20 protein-coding genes and 3 tRNA genes are annotated in these 24,365 nt (G+C 66.3%); 4 read left to right on the forward strand and 19 right to left on the reverse strand.

The window, feature by feature from the left end; genetic code table 11:
• The 8 genes from Q4F73_RS01395 to gltX all read right to left on the reverse strand — a co-directional run.
• Window positions 1–1,063 (reverse strand): FAD/NAD(P)-binding protein (locus tag Q4F73_RS01395; RefSeq protein ID WP_303357560.1); only part of this gene is annotated, 1,063 nt, incomplete at its 3' end.
• A complete protein-coding gene (locus tag Q4F73_RS01400) occupies window positions 1,060–1,974 on the reverse strand; it encodes a pyridoxal-phosphate dependent enzyme (protein ID WP_303357561.1) in 915 nt (304 codons plus the stop codon). The genes Q4F73_RS01400 and Q4F73_RS01395, both read right to left, overlap by 4 nt.
• Window positions 1,975–1,990: 16 nt before the next feature.
• Entirely contained in the window at window positions 1,991–2,554 is a 564-nt protein-coding gene (locus tag Q4F73_RS01405) for an HD domain-containing protein (protein WP_303357562.1), read from the reverse strand.
• A gap of 374 nt (window positions 2,555–2,928) precedes the next feature.
• Window positions 2,929–4,395 carry a hypothetical protein gene (locus Q4F73_RS01410; RefSeq protein WP_303357563.1) on the reverse strand — a complete coding sequence of 489 codons (1,467 nt, stop codon included), beginning with the start codon at window positions 4,393–4,395 and terminating at the stop codon, window positions 2,929–2,931.
• A gap of 339 nt (window positions 4,396–4,734) precedes the next feature.
• A tRNA-Glu gene (locus Q4F73_RS01415) sits at window positions 4,735–4,810 on the reverse strand.
• A gap of 691 nt (window positions 4,811–5,501) precedes the next feature.
• Window positions 5,502–5,574, reverse strand: a tRNA-Glu gene (locus Q4F73_RS01420).
• Between the two features lie 19 nt (window positions 5,575–5,593).
• A tRNA-Gln gene (locus Q4F73_RS01425) sits at window positions 5,594–5,665 on the reverse strand.
• 120 nt (window positions 5,666–5,785) lie between these two features.
• Window positions 5,786–7,279, reverse strand: coding sequence for a glutamate--tRNA ligase (gene gltX / locus Q4F73_RS01430; RefSeq protein ID WP_303357564.1), 1,494 nt, complete (start codon window positions 7,277–7,279; stop codon window positions 5,786–5,788).
• 111 nt (window positions 7,280–7,390) lie between these two features.
• On the opposite strand from gltX, the gene Q4F73_RS01435 reads away from it, so the two are divergent.
• Window positions 7,391–8,503 carry an isochorismate synthase MenF gene (locus Q4F73_RS01435; RefSeq protein ID WP_303357565.1) on the forward strand — a complete coding sequence of 371 codons (1,113 nt, stop codon included), beginning with the start codon at window positions 7,391–7,393 and terminating at the stop codon, window positions 8,501–8,503.
• Between the two features lie 61 nt (window positions 8,504–8,564).
• Here Q4F73_RS01435 and Q4F73_RS01440 read toward each other — a convergent pair whose 3' ends face one another.
• From Q4F73_RS01440 to Q4F73_RS01470, 7 genes are read right to left on the reverse strand one after another with little or no spacing between them, the layout of a single operon-like run.
• Window positions 8,565–9,371 carry a fumarylacetoacetate hydrolase family protein gene (locus Q4F73_RS01440; protein WP_303357566.1) on the reverse strand — a complete coding sequence of 269 codons (807 nt, stop codon included), beginning with the start codon at window positions 9,369–9,371 and terminating at the stop codon, window positions 8,565–8,567.
• Window positions 9,372–9,401: 30 nt separating this feature from the next.
• Complete coding sequence (locus tag Q4F73_RS01445; protein WP_303357567.1) at window positions 9,402–10,058, reverse strand: exonuclease domain-containing protein; 657 nt, start codon at window positions 10,056–10,058, stop codon at window positions 9,402–9,404.
• A complete protein-coding gene (locus Q4F73_RS01450; RefSeq protein ID WP_303357568.1) occupies window positions 10,058–11,914 on the reverse strand; it encodes a DUF294 nucleotidyltransferase-like domain-containing protein in 1,857 nt (618 codons plus the stop codon). Before Q4F73_RS01450 ends, Q4F73_RS01445 begins: the two co-directional genes overlap by 1 nt.
• Window positions 11,915–11,956: 42 nt before the next feature.
• Complete coding sequence (locus Q4F73_RS01455) at window positions 11,957–12,622, reverse strand: DUF1345 domain-containing protein (protein ID WP_303357569.1); 666 nt, start codon at window positions 12,620–12,622, stop codon at window positions 11,957–11,959.
• 9 nt (window positions 12,623–12,631) lie between these two features.
• Window positions 12,632–14,140, reverse strand: coding sequence for a cell wall-binding repeat-containing protein (locus Q4F73_RS01460; RefSeq protein WP_303357570.1), 1,509 nt, complete (start codon window positions 14,138–14,140; stop codon window positions 12,632–12,634).
• Between the two features lie 38 nt (window positions 14,141–14,178).
• Entirely contained in the window at window positions 14,179–15,192 is a 1,014-nt protein-coding gene (locus tag Q4F73_RS01465) for a 3-isopropylmalate dehydrogenase (RefSeq protein ID WP_303357571.1), read from the reverse strand.
• A 41-nt stretch (window positions 15,193–15,233) separates the two neighbouring features.
• Window positions 15,234–15,734, reverse strand: a complete 501-nt coding sequence (locus Q4F73_RS01470; protein WP_303357572.1) for a flavin reductase family protein — start codon at window positions 15,732–15,734, stop codon at window positions 15,234–15,236.
• Between the two features lie 113 nt (window positions 15,735–15,847).
• On the opposite strand from Q4F73_RS01470, the gene Q4F73_RS01475 reads away from it, so the two are divergent.
• The 3 genes from Q4F73_RS01475 (at window position 15,848) to Q4F73_RS01485 (ending at window position 18,961) form a co-directional block, all read left to right on the forward strand.
• Complete coding sequence (locus Q4F73_RS01475) at window positions 15,848–16,531, forward strand: GntR family transcriptional regulator (RefSeq protein ID WP_303357573.1); 684 nt, start codon at window positions 15,848–15,850, stop codon at window positions 16,529–16,531.
• Window positions 16,532–16,709: 178 nt separating this feature from the next.
• A complete protein-coding gene (locus tag Q4F73_RS01480) occupies window positions 16,710–18,035 on the forward strand; it encodes an MFS transporter (RefSeq protein WP_303357574.1) in 1,326 nt (441 codons plus the stop codon).
• Window positions 18,032–18,961: an ornithine cyclodeaminase family protein gene (locus Q4F73_RS01485; RefSeq protein WP_303357575.1), complete on the forward strand. Its 930-nt coding sequence runs from the start codon at window positions 18,032–18,034 to the stop codon at window positions 18,959–18,961. Before Q4F73_RS01480 ends, Q4F73_RS01485 begins: the two co-directional genes overlap by 4 nt.
• A gap of 30 nt (window positions 18,962–18,991) precedes the next feature.
• Here the strand turns inward: Q4F73_RS01485 and serA are convergent, their stop codons facing one another.
• The 4 genes from serA to ilvN all read right to left on the reverse strand — a co-directional run bounded on the left by serA (window position 18,992) and on the right by ilvN (window position 24,284).
• Window positions 18,992–20,581, reverse strand: a complete 1,590-nt coding sequence (gene serA / locus Q4F73_RS01490; protein ID WP_303357576.1) for a phosphoglycerate dehydrogenase — start codon at window positions 20,579–20,581, stop codon at window positions 18,992–18,994.
• A 137-nt stretch (window positions 20,582–20,718) separates the two neighbouring features.
• Window positions 20,719–22,509: a DUF262 domain-containing protein gene (locus Q4F73_RS01495; protein ID WP_303357577.1), complete on the reverse strand. Its 1,791-nt coding sequence runs from the start codon at window positions 22,507–22,509 to the stop codon at window positions 20,719–20,721.
• 118 nt (window positions 22,510–22,627) lie between these two features.
• Window positions 22,628–23,641: a ketol-acid reductoisomerase gene (gene ilvC, locus Q4F73_RS01500; protein ID WP_303357578.1), complete on the reverse strand. Its 1,014-nt coding sequence runs from the start codon at window positions 23,639–23,641 to the stop codon at window positions 22,628–22,630.
• 127 nt (window positions 23,642–23,768) lie between these two features.
• Entirely contained in the window at window positions 23,769–24,284 is a 516-nt protein-coding gene (gene ilvN / locus Q4F73_RS01505) for an acetolactate synthase small subunit (RefSeq protein ID WP_303357579.1), read from the reverse strand.
• Between the last annotated feature and the right edge of the window lie 81 nt (window positions 24,285–24,365).

Consider the following 24,365-nt stretch of genomic DNA (forward strand, 5'->3'; position numbering starts at 1 on the left):
CCACCGTGATGTCGAGTTCCCGAATGAGATTCGTGAGGTCCTCCCCACCGCGCCCCAGGTGGCTGAGGTCGACCTTCCCGGAGGCCACCAGGTCCGCCAAGTGTGTGACGCTCTCCGGCGGCGGGCCGAAGGCGACGCGCTCGAGGCGCCGGCACAGCTCCCCGAAGCCGTCGAGGCTGTCACGGCCGGCGTAGGAGGCGCGCTCGACGATCCCCGCGTAGCACTCCCGCCACGTGAGGCCGACAGCCCAGGCCGCATCCGGATCGTCGCGGTCGGTGCCGGCGAGCACGGCGTCGACGTCACCGCTGCGCCCCGCCCGCTCGAGCAGGCGCCGGGCGGTCGTCGCGAGGGCGGCGGTGAGGGCGTCGGCGTCGGGGGCGTCGATAAGCAGGGTGTTGCCTGCGTCAATGATGTCGGCGGCCGCGATGCCGTCGAGCTCGGGTTTGGTCTCCATGAGGCGGCCGGTGCGGGTGACGGGGATGAACACGGCCGGATCGCAGGCCCGGATGATGTCGATGAAGGTCAGCGCGGCGCCTCGGACCAGCACCCGGTCCTGCGGTCCGATGGCCTGCAGATTCGACGCCGGATAGGGCATAACGACGGGCACGGGCAGGTCCGCATGCTCCAGGGAGCCCGGCCAGGTGGCCGCATGGCCGGTGGCCAGCAGCACCTCGTCGGCGAGCAGTCCCCCGATCGACCACTGCTCACCGCGCCGCTCGATGCTCTCCACGTGGATGTCGTGCCAGGTGAGAGCACAGCGCGGCGGGATGTGCCGGCGCAGCGCGTCCCAGGAGGCGGCGAGGAATGCGCCGACCTCGCGCCGCGGCGGGAAGGGATCATCGGCCCCGCGCCATGTGTTGAAGGATCCGAGTCCGGTGTGAATCGCCGAGGAGCGGACGTTGATGAGCCACTCCCCCGGCTGATCGGTGTCGTAGGCGTGCAGGCCGCCGCCGTCGAAGATGTGCAGGTCAATGGCCGCGCCGTGTTCGCGCGCCAGTCCGAGCAGTTCTTCGGCCGCCCACAGGCCGCGCGGGCCGCCGCCGATGATCGCCACGGTTGTCACAGGGTTTCCTCCACCCAGTCGTCGTTGAAGATGGTGTCCACGTAGTTGGTGCCGCCGTCATGCAGCACGAGGACGACGTCGCCGGCCAGGTCCGGCAGGAGCTTATCGACGACCGCCACCACCGCCCCACCGGAAGCCCCGCACAGGATGCCCTCGGTCTGCGCCAGCTGTCGGGCACCGGCCACCGATTCACGGTCGGAGACGCGCTCGATGCGGTCCGGGATGACCGAGGCCGCCAACTCGGGCACGACACCCGCGCCGAAGCCGGGGAGATGACGGGTGCCGCGGGTGCCGTCGAAAAGCACGGAGCCCTCGGCGTCGACGGCGATGACCTGCGTCGACAATCCTTCGCGACGGATGCGTCGCAGGCAGCCCCCGATGGTGCCCGTGGTGGACACTGCGACGAGGAGATGGTCGGGGGCGTGGCCGAGCTGCTCGACGATCTCGCGCATGGTGCCGTCATCGTGGGCGGTGAAGGCCGCCTGGTTGGAGTACTGGTCGAGGCAGACGGCGTCGGGAAGTTCGCTGAGCAGTTCCGCGACGCGGGCGCGACGCGCGGCGAGCCAGTCCCCTGTCTCCGGATCCGGTTCCGTGACCTCATGGACGATCGCGCCGAACGCGCGCATGGTGGCCACCGTCGTGCGGTTGGCGCGGGGATCGACGACGCAGTGGAAGGTCCACCCCCCGAGGACGGCCTCGCGGGACATGGCCACCCCGAGATTGCCCGAGCTGGATTCGACGATCACGGCGCCGGGCTGCAGATCCGCCGCGGACAGCATGGCGTGGGCGGTGCGGTCCTTGGCACTACCGGAGGGGTTGTAGCCCTCGAGCTTGGCCCACAACCTCAGGCGGGGGTTCGTGTTCAGCCGATCCAGGCGCACGAGCGGGGTGTTCCCGGGTTCAAGACTCATGCATGAGACTTTACGCTTACGTCGGGAAGGACGAGACGAGATCACCCAGCCGCCGGTTGAGTTCCAGCCCGGGCCGCCGCTTCTCGACGACCCGGTGCACCTCCCCGTACCACCATCGCTGCCGCTCCTGGCCGGAATTGAAACGCTCCCACAGGGCGTCACCCTGCGCGGCGTGGTCGTCGAGGATCGACATGAGGTTGTGCAGCTTGTCCGCGCAGGAGATGAGCACCGCCTCCTCGGAGGCGTGATTCTCCAGGTGATCGAGGTAGGCGTTGGAGCGGTCCTGCCAGTCCGGCAGGGAATCATCCTTGCTCAGATCGAGGACGATGCCCGCGACCCGATCCCCGAAATCAGCGCGCATCTGCTCCTCGGAGTAGTTCTCCGGGACATCCTCGAGGGCATCATGCAACAGCGCGGCGATGAGCAGGTCCTCGTCGTCGGTCTCGGAGGCCACCAGGTACATCACCGCGAACAGGTGCGAGACATAAGGAATACCGCTGCCCTTACGCGTGTGATCGCGGTGCGCGGTGGCTGCGGTGTTCATCGCATTCATGAGACGAGGGGTCAGTGGTGGGTACATGGGTGGGCCCGCCTTTCGTTGATCCGGGGGTACGGACCTCAGGCTAGTCGGCGGGGTGGACATGGACCTTGGTGTTGTCGAACGCCCGAGCCAGACACACATTCTGAATGCGAAAAACCAGGTCCGAAGACCTGGTTTCGTGGTACGCCAGACCGAACACAACTTGTACGAGCTGTTGTCAATGGGAGCAGAAGTCCTCCGAAACGCCCGCCTACCACTGTAAACGCCTGGAAAACCCCGCCGCCAGCATCTCCTAGCGACTGGGTTAGATGTGTCCTGACTAGTCAGCGCTAATCGGCACATTCGAGCAAACGGGGCTCAACGCAAACCCGCTTTTCCCCAGTCGCGACTATGTGGCTCGGGCTGCCCCTGACTCACTCACCTATCTCGGCATCAGAGATTCTCTGGGCTATCTGGCTCACTAAATTATCTCGCTCGTATCCGTACGCGACTCGAACTTGTGGAGTGCAGACGTTACGCAGCGGATTGCGGTCATCGAGATGTTGCTCACACCAGGCCAGCCAGGCCGCTGCGTTATGTCGGCCATCTTCAGACAGAGTCTCGACGTGCCTCTTGAGGTCCGCCACATACTGCTGAACCTTACGGAACTTCTCCCACTCGAGCGCCCGCCCTTCGAGCGAGTCGTAGAGGGCACGGTTACGGAAGATGACGTCCGCCCTTTTCTCAGCAATGGCGACCTTCTTGTTCCAGCGTGCCTTTGCTCGGCGGTCCATCTCAGCCCGGTAGTCGGCCCAAGCACTCTCAAGGGATATGGCGGAGAAGATGCCAGGTAGAGCTTTCTCGGCCGTCTTGGTCTTAGTATCTTTAGCCTGACGGCTACCTATGGTGACGGTCAACCGGCCGTTGTATGGATGGTCGTAGAATTTCTTGATCTTGGCCTGGGGATACCAACGCAGTTGCTGTTGGTGCTCCGCAAGCTCCTTTTTGGTTGGTGCCCTCTCGACCACGTCCACCTGCTCAGATGCGGAGACGAAGTAGGTCCGAACGCCATCAGTAAAGCCGTATCCGGTGTCGTGCGTTTTGAGCGACCCCCGCTCTCGAGACGTCTTATGTCCAGAGTTGGGTCCTATTTCAATCTCCTGATGCTTCCATCCCCTTACGTCAGCCTCGCGGAACAGTGCGTGCAGCAACCGCTTTGCCCGAGGCTTGAGATCGGGCGACACACCAGTCGAGTATTTCATCACCCTACCAACCGCCGGGTGGTAGCGCTTCACCTCGTCGGGCAGCGGCTCACTCAGCCACCTATCGACCGGGAAGAGACCTATGTCCAGGTAGTCCCGCGCGTCATAGTACGGGCCTTCCCTGCGGGTCTGGCTGCTTACTCGCCACTCCTCCCCTAGCAAGCTCTTAGCTCGGCTAAGGGCCGCCACTTGCTGCTTCCACTCGTCAGACTTCGAGTCAGCAGACAGACGACGAGATACGATATTAAACTCCGAGGCCAGAATCTCCTCGAACAGTTGCTTCGTACTCTCTGCAGGAGCAGGCGGAGGCGTAGCTGGCCGACTAGTGTCGGCCACCCTTTGGCTACCCTTCCCCTGTGCGTATGAAGCCGGACGCCGAGGCTTACGCCGCGTTTTGGGCGCAGCAGGCCTGGCTCCTAACGGGATTTCCGGCCACTTCTCCCCAAGCTCGGTCAGCTTTACTTCCCAGGTCTCTCCACTACCAGAAATCTCAACCAAGCCCAGGCGCTCCAGTTTTCGAGAATGGATTCGGTGACGCAGGTCTTTATCACCGGCGATCGCTTCGGGTGGCTGGCCTGACTTGATCCACTCGAGAGTCTCTATTTGCAGAGGAGTCAGGCCATTCTTCTTCTGAACCATCACTACCCCTGATCCCCATCTGGATACATGGATCCATCTTCCCACGCTGAGGAACCACCGGAAGCCGAAAGTGAGACATCCCCGCCAAACGCCTTCGGTTGCTTCCTTTAGCGTGGTGTTTCTGTAGCTGCCGGTGAGGACCCCATGAGCGAGTCGCTCCTTTCCTGCTGTTCATAACCTAGATTAACGGCACTACCAGCCTGAACGACAACGGATCCCCAACCACCCGCCGGTACCTGACCGGAGCGACACGCCCGGACCAGACACACATTTTGTCGTATAACCCGAGCCAGACGCGAGTTCTGAATGCGAAAAACCAGGTCCGAAGACCTGGTTTCGTGGTACCCCGTACGGGATTTGAACCCGTGTTACCGGCGTGAGAGGCCGGCGTCCTAGGCCGCTAGACGAACGGGGCGTGTTCGCTTTTTTCGCGGTGTCCGTTGTGGACTTCATTACTGTAAACGTTTCGGGTACTACACAACAAATCCGCAGGTTATTGAGGATAAATCAAGAAGAAACCCACCACGCGTGGTGGTGGGTTTCGAACTTCTGCCGAACCTTGGACGGTAGATCGTCTACCACTTCCGACGTCGGTGCGGATGTGTCGTCGACCCGGGGTAATGATCCCTGCGTGGCCGCGTCCGCTGCAGTTCTGTGGAACCTGAAGGTGTCGGGGGTTAGCTTGTCGTTTCCGTGGGGTTCGGTGACAGCTGACGCTTCATATCGCTCCCGTTAGCTCCTGTACTCCGCGCATCACTTGCGCTTGGGATGTTGTGGATTATGGCTGTGCCGCTTAGGGAATGACGCCTGCGTCGCGTCCTGAGATATGGATCAAAGCCTCTGCCATATACTCTCCTTCCGTTCGATCAACATCCGGAGGGTCCGTGTCATCGAACCTGGTACCTGGGGTTCGAGGGGTGAACCGTTCCGCTTATCTGCAGCCTAGGACGAGAGCCAGCGCAGTTAAAGTGGTTTTCATAATCTCGTAACCTCCCGTTACCCCCGTCACACTGTTCGCCGAGGTGTGAGCCACGCACCAAAAGTAAGCGCGGGGGTGAATCGCCAAAACTCCCGGTCTCAACATGAGACCGGGAGTCTTGATCTTGTACCCCGTACGGGATTTGAACCCGTGTTACCGGCGTGAGAGGCCGGCGTCCTAGGCCGCTAGACGAACGGGGCGCAGCAGATTGCTCTGCAGCTGGCCTACCAGGACTCGAACCTAGAATGACGGTACCAGAAACCGTAGTGTTGCCAATTACACCATAGGCCACTATTTATTTTGTTCGCTGCCGCTCTGTGCAACGTGGATAACTATAACCACAACGGTGCAACACTGCCAAATCCGCAGCTCACCGCGCATTTATGGTGCGCGGTGAGCAACACCAGTCGGCTACTGTGCGGGCGCCTGGAACGGGGTCACCGCGCGGGCCGCACGCAGGCGCGCCAGGGTGGACTCCCGTCCCAGCAGCTCCATGGACTCGAACAGCGGCGGGGAGATGGCCTCGCCGGAGATGGCCACGCGCAGTGCGCCGTAGGCGGTGCGCGGCTTGAGTTCCAGGTCCTCGATGAGCGCCTTGCTCAGGGCGGCCTCAATCTCCGGGGTGGTCCACTCCCCCACGCCCTCGAGGGCGGCAATGCCGGCATCGAGGGGCTCGATGGCGGCCTCCTTGAGATTCTTCTTCGCGGCCTTCTCGTTGAGTTCGAGATCCTCGTCGGCGGTGACGAGGAACTTGAGCAGGCCGTAGGCCTCGGAGAGGGTCTTGATGCGGGTCTGGGTCAGGTCCGCAGCGACCTGGAACTTGTCCGCCGGGTAATCAGCGGGGAAGTCGGTGAACTCGCTCAGGTGCGCGCGGAGGCGCTCCTCGAACTCCCCGGCGGGCAGCAGGCGGATCTGATCGGCGTTGATGGCCTCGAGCTTCTTCTGGTCGAAACGGGCCGGGTTGCCCAGCACGTCGGCGATGTCGAAGTTGGCCACCAGCTCCTCGACGGAGAAGATGTCGCGGTCACCGGACAGGGACCAGCCCAGCAGTGCGAGATAGTTGAGCATGCCCTCGGGGATGATGCCGTTCTCGCGGTGATGGAAGAGGTTGGACTGCGGGTCACGCTTGGACAGCTTCTTGTTGCCCTCGCCCATGACGAAAGGCAGGTGCCCGAACTGCGGGGTGGCCTCCGCCACGCCGATGCGCTTGAGCGCCTCGTAGAGGGCCAGCTGGCGTGGGGTCGAGGAGAGTAGATCCTCACCACGCAGGACGTGGGTGACCTTCATCAGGGCGTCATCGACGGGGTTGACCAGGGTGTAGAGCGGGGCGCCGTTGGAACGGGCGACGACGAAGTCGGGCTGGGTGGCGGCCTTGAACTCGACCTCACCGCGGACCAGGTCGTTCCACGACCAGTCCTGGTCCGGCATACGCAGACGCCACACCGGCTGGCGGCCCTCGGCCTCGAAGGCTGCGACCTCCTCCTCGGTGAGGGTGCGGTCGTAGTTGTCGTAGCCGAGCTTCGGATCGCGGCCGGCGGCCTTGTGCCGGGCCTCGACCTCCTCGGCGGTGGAGTAGGCGGGGTAGACCTCGCCGGCGTCGATAAGCTTCTGCAGCACGTCCGCGTAGATGTCCATGCGCTGGGACTGGCGGTAGGGTTCGTGCGGGCCGCCCTTCTCCACGCCCTCGTCCCAGTCGAGACCCAGCCAGGTGAGGGCGTCGATGATGGCCTGGTAGGACTCCTCGGAGTCGCGGGCGGCGTCGGTGTCCTCGATGCGGAACACCAGGGTGCCCTGGTTGTGGCGGGCATACGCCCAGTTGAACAGGGCGGTGCGCACCAGACCCACGTGCGGGGTTCCGGTGGGCGACGGGCAGAAACGTACACGAACGTCAGTCATGCCCGTCATGTTACTGGTCCCGGAATCCGCCGCAGGCGGAAGGCGCCGCAGGAACCTCTGCCGACCCAACCTGCGACCTGAGAATGTGTGAGACCCACATGCGTACTAGACTGTCCCCCCATGTGTGCCCACCGCCCCGCCACCGCCCCGGACTTCCTCCTGTCCCGGGCGCACGGGTCGGTGCGCACCCAGGGCGCCCGGGAGCACTTCACCGATCCGTGGCTGGCCGTCGACGCCCTGCGCAGCGGCCGCGTGGAGATGGTCGTGGGAGCGCTGCCCTTCGACGTCCAGGCTCCCGCCGCCCTCACCGTGCCGGAGAGGATCATCCGCGAGGAGGGTCCGCTGGAACCCCACTCGTACTATCGGCAGGGCCCCGGCTCGGTACTGCATGCGCTTATCGCCGGCGTGGATCCGGAACCGCAGGAGCACCTGCGCCGGGTGGAGGCCGCCGTCGGCACGATCCGCGCCTCAAAGCTGCAGAAGGTGGTCCTGGCGCGGGCCGTCGACATCGCCTTCGACCCGCCGGTGGATCCTCTGCTGGTGGCGGCGCGGCTCATCGACAACTCCTACAACCGCGACGGGTTCATCGCGGACCTCACTCCCGCCGGCCGGGAAGGTGACATGATCGTCGGCTCCTCCCCCGAGGTCCTGGTCAAGCGTCAGGGCTCGACGGTCACCGCCTACCCGCTGGCGGGGTCGGCACCGCGTGACGGGGATCCGGGGAGGGACGCGGGCGTCGCCAAGCAACTCGCCGAATCCACGAAGGACCTGGAAGAGCACGCCTACGTCGTCGAACACCTGCGGGAGAAGCTCGCCCCCTACTGCGAGCGACTCGACATCCCGGCCGTGCCGGAGGTGACGCGGACCAACGAGATGTGGCATCTGGCCACCCCCATCGTGGGCACGCTCAAGGATCCCGGGACCTCAGCGCTCGAGCTGGCGCTGCAGGCCCACCCCACCCCGGCTATTTGCGGCACGCCCACACACGCGGCGGAAACGCTCATCCACACCGCGGAATCCGACCGCGGATTCTACGCGGGGGCCGTCGGCTGGTGTGACGCCGCCGGCGACGGCGAGTACATGGTGGCCATCCGCTGCGCCGAGGTCGCCGGGGACGGCACCATGGCGCGTGCGTGGGCCGGCGGCGGCATCGTGGCGGATTCGGATCCCGAGGACGAACTGGCTGAGACCACCGCCAAACTGCGCACGATCCTGCGCTCGCTCGGCCTCTAGACGGGCACGCGGACATGACAAAGCCGACCCGGGAATCGGGTCGGCTTTTCGCTGCGGAATGCTAGGCGCGCTCGATGACGTTGCGCAGGACGCCCAGGCCCTCGATCTCCACCTCGATGGTGTCACCGGGCTGCATGGCCTCGGTGCCGGCCGGAGAGCCGGTGCAGATGACATCACCCGGGAGCAGGGTCATGGAGGCGGTGATGAACTCGATGATCTCGCCCATCTTCATGATCATCTGGTTGGAGTTGGAGTCCTGCTTGGTGGCGCGCTCACCGTCATGGGTCAGGTGCGCCTTGATGGACAGGTTGTCCAGCTCGAAGGAGTCGATGTCCGTCTCGATCCAGGGGCCCAGCGGGCAGAAGGTGTCGATGCCCTTGGCGCGTGCCCACTGGCCGTCGGCGAACTGCAGGTCACGGGAGGAGACGTCGTTGACGATGGTGAAACCACGGACGACGGACTTCCAGTCGGCGGCCTTGACGTTCTTCGCCACCTGGCCGACGACCACGGCCAGCTCACCCTCGAACTCGACCTTGGTGGCGAACTCGGGGATCTTGATGGCCGCATCCGGGCCGATGACGGCGGTCGGGGGCTTGAGGAACAGCGTCGGCGGAAGGTGCTCCGCGGACTCCTTGAACACCTCGGCGACGTGATCGGCGTAGTTGCGGCCGATGGCCACCACCTTGCTCGGCAGCGTCGGGGCCAAAAGGCGCACCTCGGCCAGCGGCCACTCCCGGCCGGTGTACTCCGGCTCGGTGTACGGGGTGTCCTTGATCTCCTTGGCGGTGAGATCGGCGAAGTTTCCGCCCTCACCGTCGATGACGACAAAACTGAAGCCCTCAGGGTGGGCGATTCTTCCAAAGCGCATGGCCAATACTCTACATACCCACCTGGGGCATCAATTCATGAGATCCTTCAATGAGTCGACGCTGAGAGTGGACCGGTGTGCCAGGTACTGCTCCGCGCATGCGAGGGCATCCGTGAGCGCATTGTGGTTGCGGTAGGCGGGCAGACCGTAGCGGGAGCGGACCCGCGCGAGGCGGAGATCCTCACCGCGCGGGTAGGTGCCCTTGCGTTCCATGTGGCGTCGTTCGATGACGAAGGTGTCGACGGTCTTCACCTTCAACGGGGCGCCGTAGAGCTTCTCGCAGGCCGCGGAGATGAACCCCTCTTCCATCGCCGCGAAATGGGCGAGCATGACCCGGCCCTGCAGTGCGGCGAGGAACTGGCCCACGGCCTCCTCCGGATCCACACCCATGGCGATCTCATCGTCGGTGAGGTGGTGGATCGTGGCGGAGGAACCGACGGAGAACCCCTCCGAACCACGCAGGACAACGTACCCGGCACCGGCCAGGTCGATCCGCCGACCGGTCACCGGCACCCAGCCGATGGAGACCAGCTGGTGCTTGGCCGGGTCCATGCCGGTGGTCTCCACGTCGACGGCCAACAGCGGCAGGTCATCGAGGGGGGTGCGGTCCTCCGGGGCGGGAACGTCGTAGAAGGCCCGGAGTGCGCCGGTGGCCTTCTTCGCGGGGTCAGAGCGAAAGGGCCACATCAGATGTTCCTCACCAGATACTTGGTGGCCAGGGCGTTCTGCATGCCCTTGATGATCTGGAAGCTGTCGCGCAGATGCTCACGGTCCATCTTGCCGAGCTTGTTCGGATCGATGTTGTAGTCCGGGACGGCATCCTCCCGCAGCTGCTGCGCCTGATGCCGCAGGGTGATCGAGTTGAGGTAGTCGAAGGCGTCGACCAGATCGTTGGCGCCGCGCTCGGAGACTCCTCCGGCGGCGGCCGCCTCCACGAGTCGGTTGCGGGTGCCCAGGGCGGTGACGCCGGTGGACAGGGAGAACAGCCGCGCCATCTGCACGATGCCGGCGGTGCCGCCCTTCTTCACGTTGAGGGTGTTGGCGTATTCACCGGAGCGGTCGACCACCAGGCCACGGAAGAATCCCAGCGGCGGCTCGCGGCGGGCGGCCAGGGCGGCGAGGTGCGCGTGCATGCGCCGGGCGCCGCGGGCCATGCCGACGGCGTTGTTGTGGACGTGATCGGCCAGCTCGGTGTCGCCGTGGATACCGCGGAAGTCGAAGAAGGTCTGCGCGTGAAGCAGCGCGTCCGGCTCCGGCGCGGTGACCCAGTGGTGGAAGGTGTCGATCCACTGGTCCGCGGTCATCCGCCACTGCGGGTTGGAGGCCATCATGTCGCCCGGGCACAGGACCTGGCCGGCGGTGTCCAGGCCCTGGCACACGAAATCGCTGAGCTGGGCGAAGTACTCGCCGTGCTCGTTCTCGTCGTAGTCGTTGGACAGGACGAGGGCATTGTCCTGGTCGGAGGCCAGTCCCATTTCGCGGCGCCCCTGCGAACCGAGCACCACGAAGGTGTAGGGCACCGGCGGCGCCCCGAACTTCTCCTCCCCGAGCTTGAGCAGGCGGCGGGCGAGGGAATCCGCGGCGATGGTCATGATGCCGGAGGTCTCCTCGGCGGACGCGCCGCGCTCGATGAAGCGGGCGGCGACCTCGGAGGCCTGGGAGTAGGCGTCCTTGAGCTCATCGGCGGAGTTCCGGCGGGAGAACTCCGCGGTGAGGTAGATGGGATCGTGGCGCAGCAGTCGCATGACGTCGGCGGTGGTGACGATGCCGGTCAGCTGCCCCTCGTCCACGATGGGCAGGTGGTGGATGCGCATCTCCGCCATGATGAGCATGGCCTCGAACGCGAGGGTCTCGGAGTTGACGGTGCGCGGTCGCGCCGTCATGATCTCGGTGATGGGCAGGGTGATGTCCATGCCCTGTGCCACCACCCGTCCGCGCAGGTCGCGGTCGGTGACGATGCCGGCGAGCTGCCCACCGTCTGTGACGAGCAGGGAGGAGACCTTGTTCTCCTCCATGAGCTCAGCGGCCTGCCGGATGGTGGCCGTCGGGGCGATGGACACCGGATTGGGGATCTTGAACTCCGCCAGCTTCGTGCGCAGGACATCCGAGGAGGAGTCGCCGCGCAGCTCCTCCGCCGCCGCGCGGATACGACGCGACTGCGAGGAGTAGAAGCGCATGATGTCGGGATTGCGCTCCGACAACGCCAGGAACTCCTCGCGGGGCAGCAGCAGCAGGAGGGAGTCCTCCACCGCCGTCATGGTGTACTTGCACTCCTTGTCCCCCACCAGTGTGGAGTAACCGAAACTACGACCGTCATCGCGGCGGTCGAGGAGTATTCCCTCCTCGTCGATGACGTCGACGGCCCCGGAACGGATGATGTACAGGGTGTCGTTGACGGCCCCCACCCGGATGATGTCCTCGCCGCGGCGGACGTACTCCATGGTCATGCGGGCGGGCAGGGCATCGAGCTCCACGGCGGGCAGGCGGGTGAAGGGCTCAAGGTCAGCGATGAATTCGCGGACTTCTTCGAGTTCGACGGTCATGCCTTCAGCGTAGTGGTGTGGCCTACACAAGGGGTGGGTTTTTCAGGTGAACAGGAGGCTGACGGTCATCGCCACGATGACCGTGTTGAAGCCGAAGGCGACGAGCGTGTGGGATCGCACCGCCGTCCGGGTGATGCGTGATCGGGTGCGTATTCCCGTCATCGTGGACACGGCCACCGACTGGGAGAGAAAATCACCGAACTCGGGAGCCTGATCCGCCGGCAGATCAAGATCCTCGCCCCGCAGGTAGAGGTTCAGGTACTTCTCCGCAAAGGCGTAGACCATCAGCCCCCAGGAACCGGCGACGGTAAAAAGCCCCAGCAGCGGGAGCCAGAGCTGGCTGTCCAGGACAGTGAGCCGGGAGGCACCGATGACGATGAGCGCCGAGACCACACCGGCCTGCACCGACCACCATTCGGGATGCCCGACCCCGGATGCCGTCCCCCACCAGAGGCGTCCTTTCTGATCCTCGTCCGCTTCGAGGTCGTCGACGACGACCTGCTGCCAGTGACGGTGGGTCAGCACCAGGTAGAGCAGGCAGAACACCACCCAGGTGAGCAGGTAGTAGACGAGCAGCAGGGACGTCAGATCGCTGCTGATGACCTCGGTGATCATCAGCAGCGTAGTGACCACGACGCCGACGACCGCCGCCACGGTGATACTGGACCAGTACCTGCGGCTCTGTCCGTGCTTCGGGGTGGCGCTCATGCGCCCAGGCTACTGGTAGGAGACGAACCAGGGGCGCGGGTCGACGTTGTTGTAGGTCTCTTCCGGGGTGAAGGTCGGGTTGTCCTCGTCGATGAAGTTCTTCCAGGCCATGAACCAGTCGTCGGAGAGATCCTGGCGCATGACGTTCCAGGTGTCGAACTTCTGCTCCGGGCCGCCGTGGCCGTCGGCGTGGAGGATGAAGGACAACTCGGGGTGGTCGGTGTTGATCTGGTCGCGGTCCCGCAGCATCTGCATCTGGAACTGGTGGACGATGAGCCCCTTCTGCGGCAGGTTGTTGTCGCGGACGAGCTGGGCCAGCCACTCGGAGACCTCGTTGATCTCGGCGGCTTCCGCGTGCCCGACTCGCTGCAGGGGCTGCTCGCCGGGCTGGAGGTTCCATTCCGGGTCCAGCGCCAGGCCCACGTTGGGGCGCTTGAGCAGCTCCTCGTAGACCTGTGCCTGTTCGAGGAAGCTCGCCTGCCCGGGCTGGAGGTCGAGGAAGGCGTAACCGCCGGCGTCGGTGATGGCGTCGATGTAGCCGAGGAAATCCTCGGGATTGCCGACGTTGGTGAATTTGCCGTCCTCGCCCGGGAACTCGGAGGCGACGGTGACGATGATCTCGAAGGCCGGGATGACCGGCTGCTCCTCGAGGGGCTGGTAGTTCTCGATGTGCGCGTTGACGCGCTCGACGGCCTCCGCGGGCGGCTGCTCACCCATGACACCGAGGGCGTCCCCGGAGGGGTGACCGTAGAAGGCGATCATGCGACGACCCGGGAACACCAGGCCACCACCGCCGGGCAGCTCGCCGTTGGCGGCCATGTCGATGGCGGTGGACAGACGCTCCTGGGATCCGAATTCATCTCCGAGCGCCAGAACATCCTGCTCGCTGACCAGTGCCATCGATTCAGAGGTGATGCGCGGGTCCGGGTAGGACAGCACGTGCACCTCGGCGCCCGCGGCGCGCGCCGTGGCGATGGAGGCCAGCGAGGTCTCGTCGGTGGCCAGCATCGGCGGCATGGCCCGCGGGTGCTCGGTGTGGTCGAGGCCGTCCATGCCCTCCGCGGTGTCGAGATCAAGGGAGGCTGCCACGCCCGCGCTTATCGACGCCGGCGTCGCCGCCCGCGGCGCCGCCGTGACCTCGGGGCCGTCGGGAAGCGGCCCGACATCACCGGCGGTGATGATGCGGGAGGCGCCGAGCCGGTCGATCTCGGCGTCGACCGCCGCTTGGTCACCGGCAATGAGCATGGGGGCCCCGGCGGCGACCGCCAGGTGGACACCGCGCGCCCGGTCCTCCTCCGTGTCGGCGGCGACGATGACCACGTCCGAGGACTCGAAGAGGCGGGCGGAGGTCTCGACGCCGTTGTCACCGGCGTCGGCGATGACCTCCGAGGAGCTCATCTCGAGCAGCGGACGACCGGAGTCGTCGGCGCCGTTGTCGCCGTTGTCGGCGGCGGTGGAGCATCCGGCGATGAGGGTCAGCGTGGTGGTCAAGGTCAGCGCGGCCGTCAAACGCCTCACGGGTACTCCTTATATAGAGGTGGATTTATCCATACAGGTTACTGCAGGGCGGCCGCGATGCGGTCACCGACCTCCGTGGTGCGGATCTGTCCGGTTCGCCCGGCCACGTCCGCGGCGACGGCGGCCTCGATGCGGGCGGCGTTGTCCTCGTCGCCGAGGTGGCGCAGCAGCATAGCGGCGGAGAGGATGGCGGCGGTGGGGTCGGCGATGCCCTGCCCGGTGATGTCCGGGGCGGAACCGTGGACCGGCTCGAACATGGAGGGGTTGGTGCCGGTGGCGTCGATGTTGCCGGAGGCGGCCAGGCCGATGCCACCGGAGACCGCACCGGCCTCATCGGTGAGGATGTCGCCGAAGAGATTGTCGGTGACGATGACGTCGAAACGCGCGGGATCGGTGATGAGGTAGATGGTGGCGGCGTCGATGTGCGTGTACTCGACGGTGACCTCGGGGTACTCGGTGGCGACCTCGTCGACGGTGCGCTGCCACAGGCCGCCGCCGTGGACGAGCACGTTGGTCTTGTGCACGAGGGTGAGGTGCTTACGACGGGTCATGGCCAGGTCGAAGGCGTAGCGGACGACGCGCTCGGCGCCGTAGCGGGTGTTGACGGAGGTTTCGTTGGCCACCTCGTGCGGGGTGCCGACGCGGATGGCGCCGCCGTTGCCGGTGTAGGCGCCCTCGGTGCCCTCGCGGACCACGACGAAGTCGATCTCACCGGGGTTCTTCAGCGGGGACTCCACTCCCTCGTAGAGCTTGGAGGGGCGCAGGTTGACGTGGTGGTCGAGGGCGAAACGCATCTTCAGCAGCAGGCCACGCTCGAGGACGCCGGGGGCGACGGTGTCCGGGGCGCCGATGGCGCCGAGCAGGATGGCGTCGTGCTCGCGGAGGGAGTCGAGGTCGGCGTCGGTGAGCAGCTCACCGTTGCGCAGGTAACGACGCGCGCCGAGATCGTAGTCGGTGGTCTCGATGTCGTCGCGCACCGCGCGCAGGACCTTGAGGGCCTCGTCGGTGACCTCGGGGCCGATGCCGTCTCCGCCGATGACTGCAAGTTTCATTCTGTGGGATTCCTTTCTCACCTGCTGAACTGCTGGCGATTCTAGCAGCCAGACGGCCAGTCATGTACCTTTCCGCGCTGGTACAGCAGCGGGCGGGCCGAGTCGTGGGTGCCGCACCCGTGGACGGCCACCGTGAGAATGGTGTGGTCACCCCCGGGGAAGGCCGCGGCGATCTCGCCGGTGAACCAGGCCGCGGCGGCGTCGATAAGCACGACGCCTCCTCCCCCGCGATGCGTGCCGACCCCCGCGAAGCGGTCCACCCCCTTCCTCGCGAACTGATGCGCGATCGGCCCCTGACCTTCGGCCAGAACGGAGATCCCCAGGGGTGCGCCGACCGTCAGCCACGGCAGTGAGGAGGAGGTGTTGTCCACGGCGAGGACCACCATCGCCGGCTCCAGCGACAGCGAGGAGAAGGCGGAGACCGTCAGGCCGACGTCCGTGCCGTCCGCACCCAGCGTGGTCACCACGGTCACACCGGAGGGGAAAGTGCCCACGGCGGCGCGCAACTGCTCGCCGGTCACGCTCGGATCGGTCACGGTCATCCCTCCTCAGCTCTTTTTTCAGCCGGGTCTCGGACGGCGACTGTACCGCACGGACGGCAGCTGCGCGGAAACGGTGGGACACTACCCCACCCCGCTCGGGCATAATTCCCGGTATGGCCCCCTCCCTGCCCGATTCGCACCGGCTGCCGCGTCTCGACACACCCCGTGACACCCCCCTGCGCGAGCAGGTCGCCGAACACCTCCGCCACGCGTTCATCATCGGCGACATCCCGCCCGGTGTGACCCTCAGCGCCCCGTCCCTGGCCGAGGAGTTCGGCATGTCCGCCACCCCGATCCGCGAGGCGATGCTCGATCTGGCCAACGAGGGACACGTCCGCGCGCTGCGGTACAAGGGCTACCGGGTGCTGGAGTTCCCGCCGGAGCTGAAGGCACAGCACGTGGAACTCCGCGGCTTCATCGAGATACCACTCATGGTGCGGGTGGCGGCACAGGGACTGCCGGAGGGCACCGTGGCGGCCGCCCGGAGCTTGGCCGAGGACTGCCTGCAGGCCGCCCACCACGGCGACCTCATCGAGTTCATCCGCCTGGACACCTCGCTCCACCTCGGACTACTCCAGCAGGCGGGAAATGACGTCGCGGTCCGGCATGTGCGCTCCCTCCGCTCGCTGGCCCGTCTCAGCGGCCTGCGCGACCTGGTGGAGAAGGGTGAGCTGGAGAAGACGGCGCGGGAACACCTCGATCTCGTCGACGCCATCGCCGCGCGGGACCCGGAAAGGATGGCGGCGGTCATGGCGGCCCACCTCGGCCATGTCACCGGGGTGTGGGCCGGGAAGTAGCTCTCCTGCCGTAGAGTTCCCACGTAAACTCCGCGCGGGTTCGCCGTTTTCCCAGGTCGCTGACCGCCGGTTGCAGAGCTTTCGTGGGAACTCTTGCCCGAAGGTCTGGACCACTCCCCAGTAACATTGTACTGTGTCACCTATCACATTCCCGTTTCCGTGACCGGAAGGCTCTCACATGACCGCCGCCCCTCCCACGCCGACGACCGACAGGAAACACAACCGTCGCGTCCTCGCCGGGTCCCTCGCCGGCAGCTCCATCGAGTGGTACGACTTCTTCCTCTACGCCACCGCCTCGGCCCTCATCTTCAACCACCAGTTCTTCCCCACCGAGGACCCCTTCGTCTCCCAGATGCTGTCCTACCTCACGCTGGCCCTGACGTTCTTCGTCCGGCCTTTCGGCGGCATCGTCTTCTCCCACTTCGGTGACCGCGTCGGCCGCAAGGTCACCCTCGTGGTCACGCTCGTGATGATGGGTGTCGCTACGGTCGCGATCGGCCTCATCCCCACCTACGAGCAGATCGGCATCGCCGCCCCGATCCTCCTGGTGGTGTGCCGCCTCATCCAGGGTCTGGCCATCGGTGGCGAATGGGGTGGCGCCATGCTCCTCGCCTTCGAGAACGCCCCGGCGAAGCGGCGCGGATTCTTCGGATCGGTGCCGCAGATGGGCATCACCATCGGTATGCTCCTGTCCTCCCTGGCGTTCGCCGCGGTCTCCGCCTTCGGCGACGAGTTCCTGCTCACCTGGGGCTGGCGCATCCCCTTCATCGCCTCCATCGCCCTCGTCCTCGTCGGCCTGTGGATCCGCGCCGGCCTCGGCGAGACCCCGCACTTCAAGGCACAGCGTGAGGCGGACGGCGTCGCAGAGCTGCCCATCCTGGAGACGCTGCGCCACCACTTCCCGGCCGTGCTGGTCTCCGTGGGCATCAAGGTGGTGGAGACCGCCCCCTTCTACATCTTCGCCACCTTCGTCGCCTCCTATGCCACCGGCACCCTCAGCTTCGAGCGCTCCACGGTCCTCAACGCCGTCAGCCTCGGCGCCCTGGTGTCCACACTCATGATCCCGGCGATGGGTGCGCTCTCCGACCGGGTAGGCCGGACCAGGGTGTATGTCGTCGGTGCCGTTTCCATCGCCGCCTTCGCCTTCCCCTTCTTCCTGCTGCTGGACACCGGCGCCAACTGGGCGGTGTTCGCCGCCGTCGTCATCGGACTGGGTGTGGTGTGGCCGCCGGTGACCGGCACACTGGGCACCATGAGCTCGGAGATCTTCTCCGCCCGCATCCGCTACACCGGTGTCACGCTGGGCTACCAGATCGGCGCCGCGCTGGCGGGCGGCACCGCCCCGCTCATCGCCACGTGGCTGCTCCACGAGTTCAACGACCAGTGGCACCCCATCGCCATCTACCTCGTGATCACCGCCTCCATCTCGCTGCTGGCCGTCATCTTCGCACCCGCGATTGCGCGTCGGGAAGCGGCCAACGACCCCCTGGAAAGGAACGCATGACACCCCGCACCATCACCCCCGAGGACATCGCCGCCAGCGTCTCCGTCACCCGCGCCCGGCGGCTGCTCCACCACGCCCTGCGCTCCGGCTTCCGCCCCGACACGGACCCCGCGCGCATCAACATCCCCGCCGGTGCCGGGCACCTGCTGCTCATGCCGTCCGTCATCGACGGCTGGACCGGGACGAAGATCGCCACCGTCTCCCCCGACAACCCCGCACATGACCTGCCCCGGATCCAGGCCCTGTACATCCTCATGGACACCGCCACGCTGACACCGCAGGCCATCATGGAGGGAAACTCCCTGACCTCGTTGCGCACCCCGGCCGTGAGTGCTGTGGCCGTCGACCACCTCGCACCCGACACCGTCGAGCGGATGGTCGTCTTCGGCACGGGACCGCAGGCCCACAGCCACATTGCCGCGATGGCGGAGGTCCGCGACATCGGGGAGGTCGTGGTGTGCGGACGGAATCCGGAGCGCGTCGACGACACCCTCGCGGTGGCCCGCGACCTCGGCCTGGCGGCCCGCGCGGGCGAGGCCGAGGATGTCGCGGGTGCCGGACTCATCGTCTGCTGCACCTCCGCCGACACCCCGCTTTTCGACGGCCGCCTCGTCCCCGACCATGCCGTCGTCGTCGCCATGGGCTCCCACGAGCCGCAGTTCCGCGAACTCGACTCGCAGTTGATGGCCCGCTCCCAGGTGTTCGTCGAGGAACGGGCCACCGCCCTGCGCGAGGCCGGCGATGTGATCCAGCCGGTGGACGAAGGGGTGCTCGATCAACAGGATCTGCACGAGCTCGCCGACCTGGTCGCCGGGACCATGGAAGTGGACACCACGCGACCCCGCGTGTTCAAGTGCGTCGGCATGAGCTGGGAGGACCTGGCCGTGGCGATCGGGGTCGTGGATCCGACGGTGGTGCCGGACTAAGAGGTCCGGCACCACCGTCGCGGGTTGATATTAATCCAGGTCGAGCTGGATGGCGTTGGTGGCACCCAGGGACTCGGAGATCTGGGTGACCAGTTCCTCCGGGACCTCGGCGTCGACGCGCAGGATGAGAATGGCACCGTCACCCTTGGCGGCCTGGGTCAGAGCGGCGGCCTCGATGTTGATGCCGGCCTCGCCCAGCTGGGAGCCGACCTTGCCCAGGGCACCCGGGGCGTCGGTGTACTCGAGGAAGAGGTTGCGGCCCTCGGCGCGCATGTCCAGCCCGCGCTCGTCGATACGCACGATCTTCTGCACACGCTCCAGGCCGGTGAGGGCACCGACGACGGAGCGGGAGGAGCCGTCGGAACCGATGGCCTTGACCTCGACGGAGGAGCGGTGGGTGGTGGACTCGGTGGCGGTGGACACCGAGTAGTCCAGACCACGGGACTCGGCGATCTTCGGGGCGTTGACGAAGGTCACGGGCTCATCGGTGGTGGCGGAGAACAGGCCACGGACGGCGGACAGGCCGAGCACGGAGAGGTCATCCTCGGTGGAGAGCTCGCCGCGGGCCTCGACCTCGACGGCGACGGGGGCGGCGTCGAGAAGCTGGCCGGCCAGCAGACCCAGCTTGCGGGTCAGGTCCAGCCACAGGGAGACCTCCTCGCCGACGCGGCCGCCGGAGACGTTGACGGCATCCGGGACGAACTCGCCGGCCAGGGCCTTGAGGACGGAGGCGGCGACGTCGGTGCCGGCGCGGTCCTGGGCCTCCTCGGTGGAGGCACCCAGGTGCGGGGTCACGACAACCTGCGGCAGGCCGAACAGCGGGGAATCGGTGCACGGCTCGGTGGCGAAGACGTCGAAGCCCGCGCCCCAGATGTGACCGGACTGGATGGCGTCCGCCAGGGCCTGCTCATCGACGAGGCCACCGCGGGCGGCGTTGATGATGATCTGGCCCTTCTTGGACTTGGCCAGCAGCTCGGCATTGAACATGCCGGCCGTCTCCTTGGTCTTGGGCAGGTGGATGGTGATGATGTCGGCGCGGGAGACCAGTTCCTCCAGGTCGACGAGCTCCACACCGAGCTGGGCGGCGCGGGTCGGGTTCGCGTACGGGTCGTAGGCGATGATCTCGGTCTCGAAGGCGGACAGGCGCTGGGCGAAGAGCTGGCCGATGTGGCCGAAGCCGACGATGCCGATGGTCTTGCCGAACAGCTCCACACCCTTGAAGGAGGAGCGCTTCCACTCGCCGTCACGCAGGGTGGCGTCGGCGGCCGGGATCTGACGCACGGTGGCCATGAGCAGGGCGATGGCGTGCTCGCAGGCGGAGTGGATGTTGGAGGTGGGAGCGTTGACGACCATGACGCCACGCTCGGTGGCGGCGTCGATGTCGACGTTGTCCAGACCGACACCGGCGCGGCCGACGATCTTCAGGTTCGGGGCGGCCTCGAGGACCTCGCGGGTGACGGTGGTCGCGGAACGGACCAGCAGGGCGTCGGCCGCGGGGACGGCGGCGAGCAGCTCCGGGGTGTTCGGGCCGTCGACCCAACGCACCTCCACGGCATCTCCGAGCGCATCTACGGTGGACGGTGCCAGTTTGTCGGCGATAAGGACGACGGGCTTGCTCACGTGTTATCTCCCAGCTGTGAAAAATGTGGCCCTGGAACGTCAGGGCGTGGAACGGGTAACACTCTAGTCTGTACCGGGCGTCCCTGTCCCACGACCTGTCCGTTTATGAGGCAGGCCACTCGCATCGTCACCCCCGTTCACTCGGAGAACGCGTTGGGCCCTTCCTCGCCACCGCTGTAGTCACGGTCATCGACATCCCTGACCACCGCTTTACCCATGGCGTACTCGACCATGCCCACGAAGCGGGAACGGCGGTCACGCAGGAAGTTCGGGAAGTCCGACTGGTAGAGCAGTTCCGTGTTCATCTCGTGCGTGCCCAGGACGGTGGCGAACTCCGCGTCCTCCAGCAGCGACTTCGTCTGTACACGGGAGAGGTAACGGACGGGGGCATAGCCGTCGATGACCAGCTCGGTGCGCCTGCCCATGGGGGTGCGGTTGAGCACGCTGTCGGCGACGACCTCCTCGATGCCGTTGTCGCGGCACCACTCTGTGGGGAACACCCGGTGGAAGCCGGGCTGCAGGTCCGCGAACGTCCAGCGGTCGAAGGGTTGGGCCGTGCGCCAGTCCCGGGCCCCGCGGGCCATGAGCAGGGCGTAGATGCCCTGGTAGACGCCGGAGTTCTCGCGGACGGAGAAGAAGCGGGACTCGGAGAAGGAGGCGTCGCGGATGGTCTTGGGCACCTCGTCGGCACGACCCTCGATCCAGGCGGTGACCTGGTCGACGTCGCGTGCCGAGCGGTTGATCACCGCGGCGGAGCCGTAGAGCTCGCCGAAGATCCCGCACCAGAACCACTGGTTGAGCTTGTCCCACGCCTTGGTTGACGCCAGGGCGCGCGGGGCGTCCGCCAGGCGGGCGAAGATGACGGCCAGCGGGATGAGCTGCGCGGTGTAGGGCACCTGGTCGATGGTGAGCATGCAGCGCTGGGAGAGGAACTCCGCGGTCTCGAGGAAGGTGATCCGCAGTTCCCGGCGGGCGTGGAGGTAGTCCGCGAGGGTGAGGTTGAGGATGTCCTCGCGTTGGCCGGCGGCATGGCCGTTGCGGGAGGTGACCAGCAGGGACACGGCGGTGAGGAAGTCGGTGCGGTCGAGGCGGTCCAGCGCCGGGAAACGGCTGAGGATCCGCTCGGTCTCCGCCCAGTCGGCAGCCAGCGAGAAATCCGGGTCCTCGGTGGCGAACACGGCGGTGAGCAGCTCGAAGACATCCATCTGCAGGCCGGCGGAGTTGGCCTGGGCGAAGATGGAGCCCACGCCGGTCTGGGCGGTCTCCCGCGCCAGGCGGATCATGGGGATGTCGTAGGCGGCCAGGGGTTTGACGATGCGGTCGTAGAAGCGCTTGACCACCTCCCGCATCTCCGGTCGGGCCACGGCCATGTCGAAGAGCAGGTCGGTGCCCGATTCCCACAGCAGATCCGCCACCGGCAGGCAACCATGGGCGATGGCCGCGTCCCGGTCGGGGATGCCGTCGGGCAGCTCAGGGCCGAAGTGGGATTTGATGATGCCGTCATCGTCGACGGAGAACACGGCCTCGTCGGTCATCACCTGCGATTCCACGGCGCGGGCGACATCGACGTAGAAGGTGCGGCGGATGCGCTTGGAGCGGAAGTCGACGGTGTCCACCGCTCCGTCACCCTGCAGGCAGTGGTAGAGGGTGGTCAGGCGCTGCTGGCCGTCGAGAAGCAGCAGCCCGGGGTCGGCGACCGGCTCCGGGGCGCCGGTGATCGGGCGCGGGCGGAAACGCATGGGGGCGTTGCGGGTGTCCAGGGAGAGCAGCGAACCGACCGGGTAGCCGCGCAGCACCGTCACCAGCAGGGCGCGGATGCGGTCGACGTCCCAGGCGTAGGAACGCTGGAAGTCTGGCAGCTGCAGATCGCCGCGGTCGATGCGGGCGAACAGGTCAGACAGGTCGTAGCTCGGCGTGGTGAAACCCATGGCGATGAGTCTATCCCTGTGCCCTGGCGCGCGCTGATGAGGTCTCCGGAACCTCCCGCGGGCCCCGCGCATGACGACGCCCCGCTGGCGGAACCAGCGGGGCGTCGATAAGCAGGGTTTAGGCGGTCTCGTTGAGCTCGACCTTGACCCAGCTCATGAGATCGCGCAGCTTGGTGCCGGTCTCCTCGATCTGGTGCTCGGCGTAGGAGGCGCGCAGGTCCTCGAGCTCCTTGTTGCCACCCTCGACGTTGGCGATGAGGCGCTTGGTGAAGGTGCCGTCCTGGATGTCGGTGAGGATGTCCTTCATGCGGGCCTTGGTGTCGGCGTCGATGACGCGCGGGCCGGAGAGGTAGCCACCGAACTCGGCGGTGTCGGAGACGGAGTAGTTCATGTTGGCGATGCCGCCCTCGAACATGAGGTCAACGATGAGCTTGAGCTCGTGGAGGCACTCGAAGTAGGCCATCTCGGGCTCGTAGCCGGCCTCGACGAGGACCTCGAAACCGGTCTTGACCAGTTCCTCGGTGCCACCGCAGAGCACGGCCTGCTCACCGAAGAGGTCGGTGACGGTCTCGGCCTCGAAGGTGGTCGGGATGACGCCGGCGCGGGCGCCACCGATGGCGGCGGCGTAGGACAGGCAGAGGTCCTGGCCGTTGCCCTTCGGGTCCTGGTCGACGGCGATGAGGCAGGGAACGCCCTTGCCGTCGACGAACTGACGGCGGACGAGGTGGCCCGGGCCCTTCGGGGCGACCATGCCGACGACGACGTTGTCGGCCGGGGTGATGAGGTCGAAGTGGACGTTGAGGCCGTGGCCGAAGAGCAGGGCGTCGCCGTCCTTGAGGTTCGGGGCGATGTCGTTTTCGTAGATGGACTTCTGGGAGGTGTCCGGGGCGAGCAGCATGATGACGTCGGCCCAGGCGGCGGCGTCGGCGTTGGTCTTGACGTCGAAACCGGCCTCGGAGGCCTTCTCGGCGGACTTGGAGCCCTCGCGCAGGCCGATGCAGACCTCGACGCCGGAGTCACGCAGGTTCTGGGCGTGGGCGTGGCCCTGGGAGCCGTAGCCGATGATGGCGACCTTGCGGCCCTGGATGAGGGAGAGGTCAGCGTCGGCGTCGTAAAGCAGTTCAATAGCCATGGGAGAAAATCTCGCCTTTCGTTTAATACAGGTGCTGATGTTGTTTGTACCACAACATGAGACAGGGGTACCCCACCAGGTGGGAGTTTCTGGCGCAGTGTCTCACCTGGTGGGATTTTGAGGGGTGTTACTTGGAGGGAGCCATCGTCTTGGGACCGCGGTTGAGGGCGATCTGACCGGACTGGATGAGCTCCCGGATACCGAAGGGCTCGAGAACCTCCAGCAGGGCGCGCAGCTTGCCCGGGGTGCCGGTGGCCTCGATGACCACGGACTCCTGGGCGACGTCGACGACGCGGGCGCGGAAGATGTTGGCGGCGTCGACCACCTGCGGGCGGTTGGTGTTGTCGGCGTTGACCTTCACCAGCATGATCGCGCGGGCGATGGTCGACTCCTCCTCGAGGCGCACGACCTTGAGCACCGGGATGATCTTGTTGAGCTGCTTGGTCACCTGCTCGATGACCACCTCGTTGGCGTCGACCACGATGGTGATGCGCGAGATACCCGGGGTGTCGGTGTGCGCCGAGACGATGGACACGAGGTTGTAGCCACGGCGGGTGAACATGCCGGCGACACGCGAGATGATGCCGTCGACGTCCTGGACCAGAACGCTGAGTGTGTTGCGGATGATGTCGGTGTTGGCCATGATCCTAGTTCTCCTTGCTCTCAGCGCGGTCCTCGAGGACCTCTTCCACGGTCTCCTCCTGGGCCTCCTCCAACACCTCGT

Origin of the sequence: Corynebacterium sp. (assembly GCF_030535495.1) — a bacterium.
Taxonomy (GTDB): domain Bacteria; phylum Actinomycetota; class Actinomycetes; order Mycobacteriales; family Mycobacteriaceae; genus Corynebacterium.